Genomic DNA, 13,080 nt, shown 5'->3' with positions numbered 1-13,080 from the left:
CTTAGCCCTTGAAAGCGACGACGCGTCAGAGCGCGCCGATCTCCTTCAGCTTTTTCAGCACCTTGGGATTGGGCTCGCCGGTCTGCGGCAAGCGGTAGTGCTTTTCGAAATGGCGGATCGCGGCGCGTGTCTGATCGCCGGCGACCCCGTCTACGACGATGTCGGCATAGGCGAGATTGCTCAGCCCCTTCTGGATGTTCAGCACCATTTCGCTCGAAACCGGGATTTCGGCCCTCGGGGTCAACATCTTGTCGCCCTCGGCCGAGCGAATGGCGGCAGCGACCGGGTCGACGTCGGCAACCGCCCGCTTCGGGTCGGCATAGGGCCGGCTCGCGGGCATGACGGCCGCCAGCTTCTGACCGGACGTGGCGCGCAGCGCGCGCAGCAACTCGGCGCTCGCGATGCCGGTCCCTGTCTGTCCTGACTGTTTCTCAAATCTGAGGATGGCAGCCGCCGTCAGCGGTCCCGGGCGCCCGTCGGGCACACCATCGTAAAGGCCGATACGGCCCAGCTCTTTCTGAACGTCGGCGACAAGCGGCGAAGCCGACGTATCCGGCACGGTGGCGACACGCTCGGGCGACGGCTTTTCGATCGTCGTCTCGGATGCTGCGGCTGCGATCACGTCCTCGACGCTTTCGGCGCTCTTTTCGTCTTCGCGCTTGATGACAAAGGTCGTGACGTTGCGCGGCTCGATCTCGGCACCTTCAGCGGCTGCGATACGCTCGGCCGTCTGCGGGCTCACAAGCGGTACGCGAGTGCGCAGCAGGGGCGACGGGTGGACGCCGTGCTGGTACCACATGGCATTGGCGGCAACGAAGGAGAAGACGACGACAAAGGCAGCCGTGCCACCTGCACTCAAGGGGTGACGGGCGACCAGCCGCCCGGCAAGCGCAGCACCGCGGCCGGCGAGTGCCAACCCACGCATGGCAAGGCCTGGCGCCGTGCGCGCCGCCTTCTTGCGTTCAGGCTGTTTTCGCTTGCGCGGCGCCATATCCCCGATCCTCGTTCAAACCCGTCCTTTCAAGCCGGTCGCCATCGGCAGCCGGCTGCGTGTCACTATCTCTCAGCCGCGGCGGAAATTCGACGGTGACCGCCGAATGCTGCTCCTCGCGGTTCGCCTCGACGATGCCGGAGCCGTCCATGGGCAGCGTCACGGTGATTACGGTGCCCTCGCGCTCGCGGCTGCGAATGCCGATCTCGCCGCCATGCAGCGCCACAAGCCCCTTCACCAACGAAAGACCGAGACCGGTGCCTTCGTAGCGGCGGGTGTAATCGTTCTGGATCTGGACGAAAGGCTGCCCCAGCATCTGCAGCTTGTCGGCGGCTATGCCGATGCCGGTGTCGCTGACGGTCAGCTTCAGCGTCGCCCCTACCACCTCGGCGTCGATGGTCACCAGACCACCCTGGTCGGTGAACTTGATGGCGTTTCCGACGAGATTGATCAGAACCTGCTGGAAAGCGCGCTGGTCGGCATTGATCTCGCCGACGGCGCGGGTGACGCGGCTGGCGAGCTTGACGCCTTTTTCCTGTGCCTGAAGCGACAGCATCGCTTCGCAGGCGGCGACCGCCTCGGCGACGCGGAATGGTTCGGGAACCAGCTCATAGCGGCCGGCCTCGATCTTGCTCATGTCCAGCATGGTGTTGACCACCGACAGAAGATGTTCGCCCGACTTGTGGATCAGGCCGACATATTCGCGCTGGCGATCGTTTTCGAGGCGACCGAAATATTCTCCGGTCAGCACGTCGGAGAAGCCGAGAATGGCGTTGAGCGGCGTGCGCAGCTCGTGGCTGACGGCGGCCAGAAAACGGGTCTTTGCGTCGTTGGCCGATTCAGCCTCTGCGGTTCTTGCGGCCGCTTCGGCGCGAAGCCGCGCCTCCTGCGACACGTCGCGCGACTGGGCGAGGATCGCCGTCAGTGCGCCGTTGCCGTCGAGAAGCGGTGCCAGTTCACAGCACATATAGACGAATTGCTCGCCTTCCGGCGGCAGTGACCGGCGTTCGATACGGATGTTGACGGTCGCCCGTTCGCCACCCTGGCGCAGAGTGTCGATCGCGCTCAGGAAGGTGATGCGGTCGGAGACGTGGATCTGCTCGATGAAGCCTCGACCGGCCGGATCGCGCATCAGCGTCAGATGCTCGGCAGCGTCCCGCCCATGGACCGACAGGACGTTGCCGCGCAGGTCGTGCACCGTGACGAGGCCGGCGAAGAGATCGTAGGCGGCGGAAAGATCAGGAAGGACGTAGGCGGCAGCGTCGAGCGCCTCGTCATCCTGCTTGCCGCGGCCGCGCGCGATGGCCGCCGCAGCAGCCAGCAGCGAGGCGGAGGCCCAGAGAGCCGTGCCGAGCGGCAATGCGGAGGAAACGGGCATGGCGAGCGCGAGCGCCAACGGCACGGTCGGAAGCGCGGTCAGCGAAACGGCGGCAACGATGCGCAGGCGCTTGAGGTCGCGACGGCCGACGGCCGAGCCTGCCTCGCGGCGGGGCAACCATAGGGCAGCGGCCTCGTCCACGCAGGACGTCCATCTGCCAACCATGTCACGCAATACGCTCACGCCTTACCCTGCCACATTTGTTGTTCTTGCGAGACTGCGCGTGACCGTTTTCCGCTTCATGCGGGCCGCCATTCGAACTGCCTCGTGACATGTCGGAATCTCGCATCCCCGGCTTAATGAAAGAATAAACGGGACCGTCTGGGAACGGCGCCAAATGCCTGAAAAATCCCGATTTGAGGCAATTCCGGCGACCTTCATTTCTTGTGGTTAACGGGGCGTAAGCAACGGATTTTGGTGCATTTTCCGTCTCACGTTAAGGATTTGGGCAAGCCGCTCCGGTGCCGTGGCCCACGCTTTCGGGCTTTGCCGGCGCCCCGCTGCCACGAACCTTAACGGCAAAAGCTAAAATGCGACACAAATGCACTGCAAATCGCAAAGAGCAGGCGTTTCATTAAAATTCGAAACAAATGCTGCGGGTTTTTGAAAAGCGCCCTTGTGATTCTCTGCCTAGTGTCTGCCTCAACAAAGGGCCGAACGACGAAAGACGGCGGTCCAGATGAAACGACGGCGGGCGTGAACGGGTATCAGGGGATACTGCGGCGCTCCAGGATGCCGAAAGCGGAAAAACCGGCTAGAAGACCGGGGGCCGCGGCAGCCGAATACAGGATGGGCAGAACATGTGGTTTCTCATCAAGGCGACATTCTGGTTTTCGATGGTTCTGGTGTTGCTGCCGTTCCTCGATCCGTCGAGCGCCGAGAAGCTGGAGCACGGCCCTAAGGTCGAGCTCGGCGATACCTTCTCGGCCGCCAACGAGGCGTTCCATTACATCAGCGCCATCTGCATCGAGAAGCCCGAGGTTTGCGAGAAGGGTGCTGAAACCTTCGTCGCTCTCGGCCATCGGGCCCGCGAAGGCGCCCGCATTGCCTATGAATTCCTGGACACGCAGTTCGCCGAAACCGATGCAATCAAGCCCGATGCCAAGGTGAAGACCGGTACGGTCGGCCAGCCGGCCGCAACGGATGCTGAACTGGCCACGCCAGCCGAACAGACCGCTGCCGACGCCGCTCCCGTATTCAAGCGCACGCCGGTCCCGGAAAAGCGCCTCGACCCCAAGGCAACGCTCGTCCAGTAAACTCTTCCCGCTGTGCTGGTCGCTGCGCGCGACCATTGCAGAGACATCCTTTGACACTGCCTGACTTGCCGCCCCGTCGCGGCCGCCGCGAGGATCCCATCCCCTCGCGGCGTTTTCTTTTTCGGAATGCAACCGAAGGGCGGTCTTGCGACAGGCTCGCACAAGACATGGCTGTTTAGGTCGCCGCACATTCAGCGGAGACTGCCCCCGATGCAAATATACGGGTTCTTTTCAAATACGGGCGTGGCACGTGGCGCGACCGCCGGATCGCCCGTTGGCATCGATGCCGCGCCGCTGGAAAAAAATACCGGATCCTTATCTCTCAAGCTGCTGCGGGTTGACGACGAAGTCGCCGCCAGCCGCAAGGCGCTGGCCAAGAAGAAGCTGGATGAGATCAAGGAACAGCTGCAGATGCTGCGGTATTGGGCGTCGGATCCCGAGACGCTCGCAAGACTTGCAAAGCAGCTGGCCCAGCAGTTGGGTGCCGCGGCACAACAGTTCGCCGGCGGCGGCTCGCCCGGCATGCCCACGGGCGATGGCGCTGCAACAGGTGCCGCATCCGCGGCGACCGCTGCAGCATCAGCGGCGGCAGCAGCGATGCACGCCGATGCCGAACATGCGGCAGATGCCGGCACACAGGAAGCCAAAGGCAGCAAAGACAGCACGCCAACATCCTTCGCGGAACGCGCCTACCGTGAATTTGGAGCCGACAACGCGGAAGACAGATCAGACGCAAGAACGGTTGCGGAGTTCAAGGCACTTGCCGAACAGCTCAAGCAGATCCTGCGGAAGGCAGAACAGGATCTGCGCGCCAAGGGCGCCGGCAGTGACGCGGACGATGCGAGGAAGGTGGGCGCCGCCCTCGCCGCTTCGGTCGCATCTCTCGACCAGGCGAGAATGGCAGGCGGGGCCGCCCCCACGCTCGCGATTCCGACGAGCGTTTCGATCTGACAGCACATCTGCCGCCCAATCGTGCCTTACGGCAAAGCAGTGGCAATTCGCGGTTCTCATCCGTGTTACCATCGCCTATATGAGTGGCACGACGTCCTGACACCGAAATGGCCGCCAGGATCGAGCACAGGCATCGACATCACCCGGCGACGAACGCTGCCCGGTGAGATCGACAATCGGACCGGACCATGACCACGCTTGACCAGATCATCGACGATTTCGCCTTTCTTGACGAATGGGAGGATCGCTACCGCTATGTGATCGAGCTCGGCAAGGCCCTGCCCGAAATGCCCGAGGCCGAGCGCACCAGTGAGAACAAGGTGCAGGGCTGCGCCAGCCAGGTCTGGCTTGCAACGCGCACGACCGGCGACCCGGACGATCCGCTGCTGATCTTCGAAGGCGAATCGGACGCACATATCGTGCGCGGACTGGTTGCCATCGTCCTGGCGATCTACTCCGGCAAGCACGCCTCGGAAATTGCCAGGCTGGACGCGCTCGAAACCTTTGGCAAGATCGGCCTGATCGAGCATCTGTCGACGCAGCGCGCAAACGGCCTTCGCTCGATGATCCGACGTATCAAGGCAGAGGCAGAAGCGCGCCTCGCCGCCTGAGCCGGGTACGGCCGCTCGACAGCCTCCGCAAACGCCAGGGCAAGCCGAATTCGCGCGGGCATCGAGCGCCGCGATACCCCATCGACATCGGCGACATACCGCCGGTCCACGACGCGCAACCCGGGGTGACGGAGAGCCGGTCGACCTCGGACGCAGGTCGCTGGCAAGATCGCGTCGGGTGATCTGCGGCATGATGCGGCGCCTGCGGCGCTTGGCGTGCAGGCAGCCACGCCGAAGCGGCATTCGCTCAGCGGCGCGAACGAAGCCGTCGTCGGTCGGATTTTGCGCGAGGCGGTGATGAACCGCGTCGATAGCACAGCCCCCCAAAAGCCAGGGTGGCCTTGCGGTCCCGCGTGCGCCAGGCGACTTTCAGCTGGCCGACAACGACTGAAAAACCGCGTTCGCCCCCAGCGGCGACAGCGCACAACTGGCCCCTTAGCATCGGAATTTATTCCTGCCGACTTTGCGTATCGGAGGACAGGGCTCTTTCCACCCTTTGCCACGGCACTCAAGACTGGAAGGCGTTGAGACGAAATTCTCTGATATTACTGGTCTATTCCTGATAGCACTCCTTTCCCGTCAGGAGGTAGGTCGAAGGCACGGCCCCGAGTGCCGACGTCACGGCAGAGTTTCATGTAGGGATATTTTCATAGTCGACAAAACACAAAGGCCGGGCTTCAGCCCGGCCTTTGTGTTTCTGGACCGTCGGTCAAACCGGACCGGCGCAGCGCGCGGTTCGGCAACGAACGGTGCGCGTATTACTTGCCGCGACGCTTGCGACGCTGGCCGAGGCCCATTTCCTTGGCCAGGCGCGAGCGCGCTTCGGCATAGGCGGGCGCAACCATCGGATAGTCGGTCGGCAGGTCCCACTTCTCGCGATACTCTTCCGGAGACAGGCTGTGATGTGTCATCAGGTGACGCTTCAGCGACTTGAAGGTGCCGCCGCATTCGAGGCAGGTAATCTGATCGTCCTGGACGGACTTGCGGACCGACACGGCCGGCTTCGGCTTCTCAACGGGGATCACGACCGGCGCGGGTGCCGCCGTGTTGTTGAGCGCGGAATGGACGTCAGCGATCAGCACGGAAAGCTCGGCGGCCGGAACGACATGGTTGCTGACATAAGCGGAAACGATTTCAGCTGTCAGCTCAACCAGAAGTTCATGGCTCGCGCCAAGCGTTGTTTCAGTCATTTCTTTCTCCTATCGGAATTCGGCACAATCCCAAAACAAGTTTCGGGGGGAGGAATGCATGCAAATGCCGTCGGGAAGCCTTCGCTGCCTTGGGATAGACCATCAATAGTTCGGCAAGGACAAATTCTTGCCGCAATATCAAGAGTTGGAATTTTGATCACGAAACCTATTGCCGAGTCGCTGGAACAACCAACCTCTCAAAGCAAAAGCCAATATTCACAACTCAAGCTGGAATTTCAGCTCTAAGTATTTTCCACAACGACACTTTACATTTACTCGATTAACATTGATCCGCGAAAATACCAAACATAAATTTGGCCGCCACTAGCAACTTTATTTCGAAATTGCTGGCATGGTCGCGGTCTATCGGAATGTTCTGAAATACAAAAACAGAAACGTTGCCGCTCAATGCCGGCGCGGCTCTTCCTTTTGCGGAAGCTGATCTACGACCGACTGTTTCGTCAGCCTGTAACCCGCCTGATGCGCAGCCTTTGCCAAGAGATGGGCGGAAATAGGCGCGGTCAGTACGAAGAAGAAGAAGCCCGCAAGCGCCCGGAACAGTATAGCGACATCAAGCGAATGCAGTCCCGCGGCCAAAAGCAGCAGGCCCGAGCCGACGGTACCGGCCTTCGAGGCGGCATGCATGCGGGTGTAGAGATCGGGAAAACGCACGATCCCGATCGCGGCCAAAAGCGAAAAGATGGCCCCGCTGACCAAGAGCAGAGCGACGCAGAGCGTGATGATCGTCTCGAACGCAGATGCCATCAGCGCGCCCTCTTGTGTTTGCGCCTGGCAACTTTCGCTTGCGGCATCGGGCCGCGGCGGACGTTGCGCGGCGTGTCCGGCGCCGCTCCTGCCGCTTCCGGCGCAAGACCGCGCGCCAGAACGAAGCGGGCGAAGGCGACAGTCGCAAGGAAGCCGACCAGGCCGAGGGCAATGGCGATGTCGATATAGAGATTGAAGCCCGTGCGAATGGCAACGACCGCTATCAGGCCAATGGCTATGGCGACCAGCATGTCGAGGCCCAGAACCCGGTCGGGCAGCGTCGGGCCACGGATGATGCGCCACACCGTTACCAGCAGCGCGATGGACAGAAGTACCAGCGCAAAGCCGGTTGCGGCAGCAAGGATCTGAGCCGGCATCGTCATTCAAAGGCCTCCTTGATCCGGCGCTCGAAGCCATTGGCGATATCGCGCCGGAGGCCGCCGGGATCGGCGCAGTCGAGTGCATGGACATAGAGCGTCTTGCGATCGTCGGAGACGTCGACTGAAAGCGTTCCGGGCGTCAGTGTGATCAGGTTGGCAAGCAGCGCAATCTCGAAATCGCTGCGCACCGTCAGCGGGTAAGAGAAGATGCCTGGCTTCAGTCGCATCTTGGGCTGGATCACCAGCACTGCGACCTTGGTTGCCGAGACAGCCAGTTCCTTGAAGAACAGGGCCGTGAGAAGCAATATCTTCAGCGGCCGGACCGGATAGGCGACAGGCTGCAATTCGCGCCGGATGAGCCACAGCGACAGGCTTCCGACGGCAAAACCGAGCAACAGATTCGGCACGCTGAGACTGCCGCTGATCGCGGCCCAGACCGCGGTGAAGATCAGGTTGATCCAGAGAAACTTGATCATCGCACGCCCCCCGGGAAGACCGAGTTCAGATATGCGGACGGTTCGGAGAGGCCCGCAGCGGCATCCTGGATGGTGGCCAGCAGCGGCTCGGGATAGAGGCCGATCGTCAAGGTAAGCAGTGTCAGCGCCACGAGCGGCAGCAGGATCGCCGCCGGGATCCGGGCCTTGACCGTACCGGCCAGCCCGTCATCGGCCTTGTCGCGCCAATAGGCCAGCAGGAAGAAGCGGCCGGTCGCGATCGTCGTCAGGAAACCGGTCACGAGCAGCGCCGCGGCAAGCCACCAGGCTCCGATATCGAGTGCTGCCTTGACCAGCATCACCTTTGGCCAGAAACCCGAGAACGGCGGCAGGCCCGACACCGCAAAGGCCAGCATCAGACTGATCGCCGCAAAGCCCGCATGGCGACGATAGAGGCCCGCAAGCGACGACAGCGAGAAACTACCGCCCAACTGTGCCGCCACACCCGAGGCGAAGTAGAGCGCGGTCATTACCAGCATCGAATGCAGGGCGTAGAAGATGGCGCCACCGATACCGCCCGGCCCGCCGACGGCGATGCCCGCAAGGATCGAACCGATGCCCGAAATCACGAGATAGCCGAGCATGCGCCGGAAATCCGATTGGGCGAGCGCGCCGAAAACGCCGACCAGCATCGTCAGCGCCCCGACGGCGGCAATGACGAGGCTGAGCTCTTCCCGCTCCACCGGCAGCAGCATCACGGTCACGCGGATCAGCGCGTAGATGCCGACCTTGGTCAGGAGGCCGGCAAAGAGCGCCGAAACGACGACGCGTGGCGTATGGTAGGAGGCAGGCAGCCAGACGTTGACGGGGAAGGCCGCCGCCTTCATGCCAAAGGCCAGCAGGAACAAGGCCGTCAGCGTCATCAACGGCGCGGTGCCGCGCAGGCCTTCCGCTTTTTGGGCAATGTCGGCCATGTTGAGCGTGCCGAAGCTCGCATAAAGATAACCTGTCGTGACCAGGAACAGCGTCGTCGCGACCAGATTGAGGAAACCGTACTTCACGGCGCCGTCGATCTGCTCGCGCTCGGAACCGAGCACGATGAGGCCGAAGGACGAGATCAGCAACACCTCGAACCAGACGTAGAGGTTGAAGATATCGCCCGTCAGAAACGCGCCGGAAACGCCGGCCATCAGCAGCATCAGGAATGGGTAGAACCCGTAGCGCCGGCCGCTGTCGTTGACGTCGGCGAGCGAATAGACACCGCCCGCGAGCGCGACGACGGCTGCCGTCAACGCAAACAGCGCGCCGGTCAGATCGACAGTAAAGGCGATGCCGAAGGGCGGCAGCCAGCGGCCCATCACCATCGTCACCGGACCGTTCGCGATCACATGTTGCAGGAGCAGCCCATCGATCGCCACGAGGCCGGCGAGTCCGGCCACTGCGATGAACGGATGCAGGCCGATCGGTCGGCGCAACATGACGAGCAAGGCACCGATCGCCAGGCACCAGGCAACCGGCAGGATCACCAGCCAGTCGGCGGCCGCGACCGGCTCGAGGACGAGTGCGGCAGAGAGATCGGCAGGAGGGGAAGTCGAAACAGCCATGGGTCTGTCAGTATCCAAGCGGCGGCGCCGCCTCGCCTTGTGGCTCGGCGACGCGCATCTCGTCGGTGTTATCCGTCGAAAGCTCTTCGTATGCGCGCCAGGCCAGAACCAGCAGGAAAGCGAAGAAGGAGAAGGAAATGACGATCGCCGTCAGGATCAGCGCCTGCGGCAACGCATTGGCGGCGGGCCCTGCGAGCGCATCGGCTCCCTCAGGAATGACGGGCGGCACGCCGCGCGTCAGTCGGCCGCCGGTGAAGATCAGAAGATTGACGCCATTGCCGAGGATCGCCACGCCGAGCAGGACGCGGATGATCGACTTCGACAGAAGCAGGTAGATGGCAACGGTAAAAAAGATGCCGACGAGCAGCGCAAACCACGCTTCCATCATTCACCTCCCCGCTCTTCGAGCGACAGCGCGATCGAGCTGATGGCGCCGACGACGACAAGATAGACACCGCAATCAAACAGTGTCACCGTCGACAGCGGAACCTCCACGCCCAGCAGGGACGGATAGATCCAAAGCCCGGTCATGAACGGCACGCGCGCTGCCATCGAGATCACGCCGGCGATGGTGGCGGCAAAAAGGCCCGCACCGGCGATCGCCATCGGATGGAAATAGATGGCGCGACGCACGGTTTCGACGCCACAGGCGATACCATAGATCGCCAGCGCCGATACGGCGATCAGACCGCCGATGAAGCCGCCGCCGGGCTCGTTGTGGCCACGCAACAGCACGAAGATCGAAAACAGCACCATCAGGCTCGTCAGAAACGGCGCCACGGCCCGGAAAATCAGGGACTTCATGCGCGATCCTCCGCATCCGGGTCATTGTCGGCGATGCGCCGCATCGAGCCGGCCCTGAGGCGAACCAGCGACAGGATGGCAAGACCGGTGATCATGACGACGGCGATTTCTCCCAGTGTATCCGTGCCGCGGAAATCGACGATGATGACGTTCACGACATTGGCGCCGTGCGCGATCGTCTTTGAGTAGAGATTGAAAAACTCGGTCAGCGAGGCATCGAAGGGAATGCCGGTCACTTTCAGCAGCATCAACCCGAAACCGAGACCACAGGCGAGCGCAACGGCAACATCGGGGATTTTCTGGCCGAGCGGGCGGTGGTCCGACGGCGAGAGCCTGAGCCGGGTCATCACCAGAGCCAGCACCACCACCGACAGGGTCTCGATCATGAACTGGGTAAAGGCCAGGTCCGGCGCACCGTAGAGCAGGAAGATGACGGCGACGGCAAAACCCTGGATACCGAGCGAGACGATCGCGGTCAGCCGGTCGGCGGCAAGCACGACGGCCAGGAGGCCGATGACGGCGATCGCCATGATCGCCAGTTCATGCAGCGGCACGTCGCCGGCAAAGAACGGCGCGTTGGGCAGTTCGCCATAATAAAGCGGCGCACCCCAGAGGACGGCGGCGACCACTACGAATGTCGTCGTCATGTAGACGTCGAGGCGACCGGACTGGAGGCGACGCGTCAGCGCGACCGAAAAGCGGACGAGACCGCGCATGAACTGATCGAAGCCGCGATCCGGGCCCCACCCGATATCGGCGAGGATTGTCGCAACGAAGCTGCGCAGGCGCGAAAGGTTGAGATAGAAGACGATGCCAAGCAGGGCCGTTGCGAGCGACAGGGCGAGCGGCACGCCGACATGGGGTATCACCGAGATGGTGACCTGACGCGGCGCGCCGGCAATCGCCGTCGCCATCGGTGTCGACACGAGCTCATGGGTGAGATCGGACAACAGGGCGGCCGACAATCCCTTGGCTGCGAGCAGCGCCGGACCGAGCCAGAGCAGCAGCGGCGCCTCGTGCGCGGGTCGCGGCGTTTCGACCCTTGTGCCCACGAAAGGCTTCAGCGCAACCGCGAAAGCGACGGCAAACATCAGTGCGTTGCCGAGGATGGCAAGGGCGGCGAAGACCATCGCGCGACGGTCGGGGCCAGCCAGCGCGTAGTAGATCTCTTCCTTGGCGAGGAAGCCGAAAAATGGCGGCAGTCCCCCCATGGAAAGGGCTGCGGCAAGCGCAATGACGAATGTCAGCGGCATGGCGGAGCGCAAGCCGCCAAGCCTCGTCACATCGCGCGTGCCGGTTTCATGGTCGATGATGCCGGCAACCATGAACAGCGCGCCCTTGAACAGCGAATGCGCCACGAGATAGAGCGCCGCCGCCTCGATGGCGTGCGGAAAACCAAGGCCGGTCAGCATCACGAGCAGGCCGAGCGATGCCATGGTGGTGTAGGCCAGCATCAGCTTCAGATCGGTCTGCCGGCATGCGAGAACCGCACCGATGACGAGCGTGGTGCCACCGAAGAGCGGCAGCAGCATTTGCCATTCCGTCGTGCCGCCAAGCACCGGATTGAGGCGCATCAGCAGGTACACCCCTGCCTTGACCATGGTTGCGGAGTGCAGGTAGGCCGACACCGGTGTCGGCGCTTCCATCGCATTGGGCAGCCAGAAGTGGAACGGAAACTGCGCCGACTTGGTGAAGGCTCCACCGAGCACAAGCAAAAGTGCCGCCAGATAGAACGGGCTTTCGCGCATCTCCGCGCCGAAGGATGAAAGCAGCGAAAGCTGGGTGACGCCGGTCACGTTCCAGATGATCAAGAGGCCGGCAAGCAGAAACAGCCCGCCTCCCCCCGTAACGACGAGGGCCTGCAGCGCCGCGCGCCGGGCTGCCTCGCGCGAATGATCGAAGCCGATCAGCAGGAACGACGTTATCGAGGTCAGCTCCCAGAAAACGAAGAGCATCAGGAAGCTGTCGGAGACCACAAGCCCGAGCATCGAGCCCATGAACATCAGGATGAACGAGAAGAAACGCCCCTGCTGCGGGTGCCCTTTCAGGTAACCTCCGGAATAAAGCACGATCAGTGCGCCGATGCCGGCGATCAGCAGAACGAAGGTCAGCGACAGGCCATCGATCAGCCAGGAGAAGCTGACATTGAAGGACGGTATCCACTCATAACCACCAGTGACGATTTCACCGCGCGCGACTTCCGGCCAGAAGCGCAGGAAATGCAGAACGATCGCAGCTGGAAAAAGCGCGAGAAGCCAGGCCGCGTTGTGTCCCAGAAGTCGGGTCAGCAGCGGAGCGACGAGCGCACCGAGAAACGGAAGCGACAGGGCCAGCAATGTCAGGGCGGCAGCATCCATCTTCCGGGCGCGCTCCTTTGCAATTTGATTGTCGGATCAAACGAACCTCCGACATAAAAGATGGGTCGATGCGCCTCAACCCCAAATCGGTAAAATCGGCGTCATCTGTTCCGAATCCCGACAAACAACCGGAAAATCGACGGTTTTTTCTGTGATAAGCGTGGATATCTTCCGTTTCGGCGGTCAGTTCATGCAACTTTCTCGGGATGGACTATCCGTTCGTCGGCAATGGATACTCATGTGCGATCGCCGCCAGCCGCTTTAGACTACCAACGGAAATTCAAAGTGGCGATGATGGCGCAGCATATACTTTTTGTCTGGCAATATTGACCGTCGAATGACTTCTTGCTGACGCAACG

The 13,080-nt window shown here is 62.2% G+C and carries 13 protein-coding genes; 3 read left to right on the top strand and 10 right to left on the bottom strand.

Going from position 1 to position 13,080, the window contains the following annotated elements; translation table 11 throughout:
• Window positions 1-25: 25 nt before the first annotated feature.
• Both RTP54_RS05040 and RTP54_RS05035 read right to left on the bottom strand, forming a co-directional pair.
• Window positions 26-991, bottom strand: a complete 966-nt coding sequence (locus RTP54_RS05040) for a peptidoglycan-binding domain-containing protein (RefSeq protein WP_312361392.1) — start codon at window positions 989-991, stop codon at window positions 26-28.
• On the bottom strand, window positions 963-2,534 hold the full coding sequence (locus tag RTP54_RS05035; RefSeq protein ID WP_312363176.1) for a HAMP domain-containing sensor histidine kinase: 1,572 nt from the start codon (window positions 2,532-2,534) through the stop codon (window positions 963-965). Before RTP54_RS05035 ends, RTP54_RS05040 begins: the two co-directional genes overlap by 29 nt.
• 635 nt (window positions 2,535-3,169) lie before the next feature.
• On the opposite strand from RTP54_RS05035, the gene RTP54_RS05030 reads away from it, so the two are divergent.
• The 3 genes from RTP54_RS05030 to RTP54_RS05020 all read left to right on the top strand — a co-directional run bounded on the left by RTP54_RS05030 (window position 3,170) and on the right by RTP54_RS05020 (window position 5,187).
• On the top strand, window positions 3,170-3,625 hold the full coding sequence (locus RTP54_RS05030; RefSeq protein WP_112807186.1) for a DUF5330 domain-containing protein: 456 nt from the start codon (window positions 3,170-3,172) through the stop codon (window positions 3,623-3,625).
• 243 nt (window positions 3,626-3,868) lie between these two features.
• The gene (locus RTP54_RS05025; RefSeq protein WP_312361390.1) at window positions 3,869-4,576 is read left to right on the top strand and encodes a hypothetical protein; all 708 of its coding nucleotides are present in this window, start codon (window positions 3,869-3,871) and stop codon (window positions 4,574-4,576) included.
• Window positions 4,577-4,764: 188 nt separating this feature from the next.
• Window positions 4,765-5,187, top strand: coding sequence for a SufE family protein (locus RTP54_RS05020; RefSeq protein ID WP_112807190.1), 423 nt, complete (start codon window positions 4,765-4,767; stop codon window positions 5,185-5,187).
• Window positions 5,188-5,945: 758 nt separating this feature from the next.
• Here the strand turns inward: RTP54_RS05020 and RTP54_RS05015 are convergent.
• The 8 genes from RTP54_RS05015 to RTP54_RS04980 form a co-directional block, all read right to left on the bottom strand.
• A complete protein-coding gene (locus tag RTP54_RS05015; RefSeq protein WP_112807192.1) occupies window positions 5,946-6,377 on the bottom strand; it encodes a MucR family transcriptional regulator in 432 nt (143 codons plus the stop codon).
• A gap of 405 nt (window positions 6,378-6,782) precedes the next feature.
• Complete coding sequence (gene mnhG / locus RTP54_RS05010) at window positions 6,783-7,142, bottom strand: monovalent cation/H(+) antiporter subunit G (protein WP_312361389.1); 360 nt, start codon at window positions 7,140-7,142, stop codon at window positions 6,783-6,785.
• The gene (locus RTP54_RS05005; RefSeq protein WP_312361388.1) at window positions 7,142-7,525 is read right to left on the bottom strand and encodes a cation:proton antiporter; all 384 of its coding nucleotides are present in this window, start codon (window positions 7,523-7,525) and stop codon (window positions 7,142-7,144) included. The genes mnhG and RTP54_RS05005 overlap by 1 nt, the downstream gene beginning before the upstream one ends.
• Complete coding sequence (locus tag RTP54_RS05000) at window positions 7,522-7,995, bottom strand: Na+/H+ antiporter subunit E (RefSeq protein WP_112807247.1); 474 nt, start codon at window positions 7,993-7,995, stop codon at window positions 7,522-7,524. Before RTP54_RS05000 ends, RTP54_RS05005 begins: the two co-directional genes overlap by 4 nt.
• The gene (locus RTP54_RS04995) at window positions 7,995-9,560 is read right to left on the bottom strand and encodes a Na+/H+ antiporter subunit D (protein WP_312361387.1); all 1,566 of its coding nucleotides are present in this window, start codon (window positions 9,558-9,560) and stop codon (window positions 7,995-7,997) included. The genes RTP54_RS05000 and RTP54_RS04995 overlap by 1 nt, the downstream gene beginning before the upstream one ends.
• 7 nt (window positions 9,561-9,567) lie before the next feature.
• Window positions 9,568-9,945, bottom strand: a complete 378-nt coding sequence (locus tag RTP54_RS04990) for a Na+/H+ antiporter subunit C (RefSeq protein WP_312361386.1) — start codon at window positions 9,943-9,945, stop codon at window positions 9,568-9,570.
• Window positions 9,945-10,364 carry a Na(+)/H(+) antiporter subunit B gene (locus RTP54_RS04985; protein WP_312361385.1) on the bottom strand — a complete coding sequence of 140 codons (420 nt, stop codon included), beginning with the start codon at window positions 10,362-10,364 and terminating at the stop codon, window positions 9,945-9,947. Before RTP54_RS04985 ends, RTP54_RS04990 begins: the two co-directional genes overlap by 1 nt.
• Window positions 10,361-12,721: a putative monovalent cation/H+ antiporter subunit A gene (locus RTP54_RS04980; protein ID WP_312361384.1), complete on the bottom strand. Its 2,361-nt coding sequence runs from the start codon at window positions 12,719-12,721 to the stop codon at window positions 10,361-10,363. The genes RTP54_RS04985 and RTP54_RS04980 overlap by 4 nt, the downstream gene beginning before the upstream one ends.
• Between the last annotated feature and the right edge of the window lie 359 nt (window positions 12,722-13,080).

Origin of the sequence: Ensifer sp. (assembly GCF_031989085.1) — a bacterium.
Lineage (GTDB): Bacteria > Pseudomonadota > Alphaproteobacteria > Rhizobiales > Rhizobiaceae > Ensifer.
Note: the sequence above shows the minus strand (reverse complement) of the source record. Positions and strands in the feature narration are given on the sequence as shown.

Excerpts from the sequence above, each read along its gene's own strand:
- RTP54_RS05040 (WP_312361392.1), bottom strand. The coding sequence starts at position 991 with ATGGCGCCGCGCAAGCGAAAACAGCCTGAACGCAAGAAGGCGGCGCGC.
- RTP54_RS05035 (WP_312363176.1), bottom strand. The coding sequence starts at position 2,534 with ATGGTTGGCAGATGGACGTCCTGCGTGGACGAGGCCGCTGCCCTATGG.
- RTP54_RS05030 (WP_112807186.1), top strand. The coding sequence starts at position 3,170 with ATGTGGTTTCTCATCAAGGCGACATTCTGGTTTTCGATGGTTCTGGTG.
- RTP54_RS05020 (WP_112807190.1), top strand. The coding sequence starts at position 4,765 with ATGACCACGCTTGACCAGATCATCGACGATTTCGCCTTTCTTGACGAA.
- RTP54_RS05015 (WP_112807192.1), bottom strand. The coding sequence starts at position 6,377 with ATGACTGAAACAACGCTTGGCGCGAGCCATGAACTTCTGGTTGAGCTG.
- mnhG (WP_312361389.1), bottom strand. The coding sequence starts at position 7,142 with ATGGCATCTGCGTTCGAGACGATCATCACGCTCTGCGTCGCTCTGCTC.
- RTP54_RS05005 (WP_312361388.1), bottom strand. The coding sequence starts at position 7,525 with ATGACGATGCCGGCTCAGATCCTTGCTGCCGCAACCGGCTTTGCGCTG.
- RTP54_RS04995 (WP_312361387.1), bottom strand. The coding sequence starts at position 9,560 with ATGGCTGTTTCGACTTCCCCTCCTGCCGATCTCTCTGCCGCACTCGTC.
- RTP54_RS04990 (WP_312361386.1), bottom strand. The coding sequence starts at position 9,945 with ATGGAAGCGTGGTTTGCGCTGCTCGTCGGCATCTTTTTTACCGTTGCC.
- RTP54_RS04985 (WP_312361385.1), bottom strand. The coding sequence starts at position 10,364 with ATGAAGTCCCTGATTTTCCGGGCCGTGGCGCCGTTTCTGACGAGCCTG.
- RTP54_RS04980 (WP_312361384.1), bottom strand. The coding sequence starts at position 12,721 with ATGGATGCTGCCGCCCTGACATTGCTGGCCCTGTCGCTTCCGTTTCTC.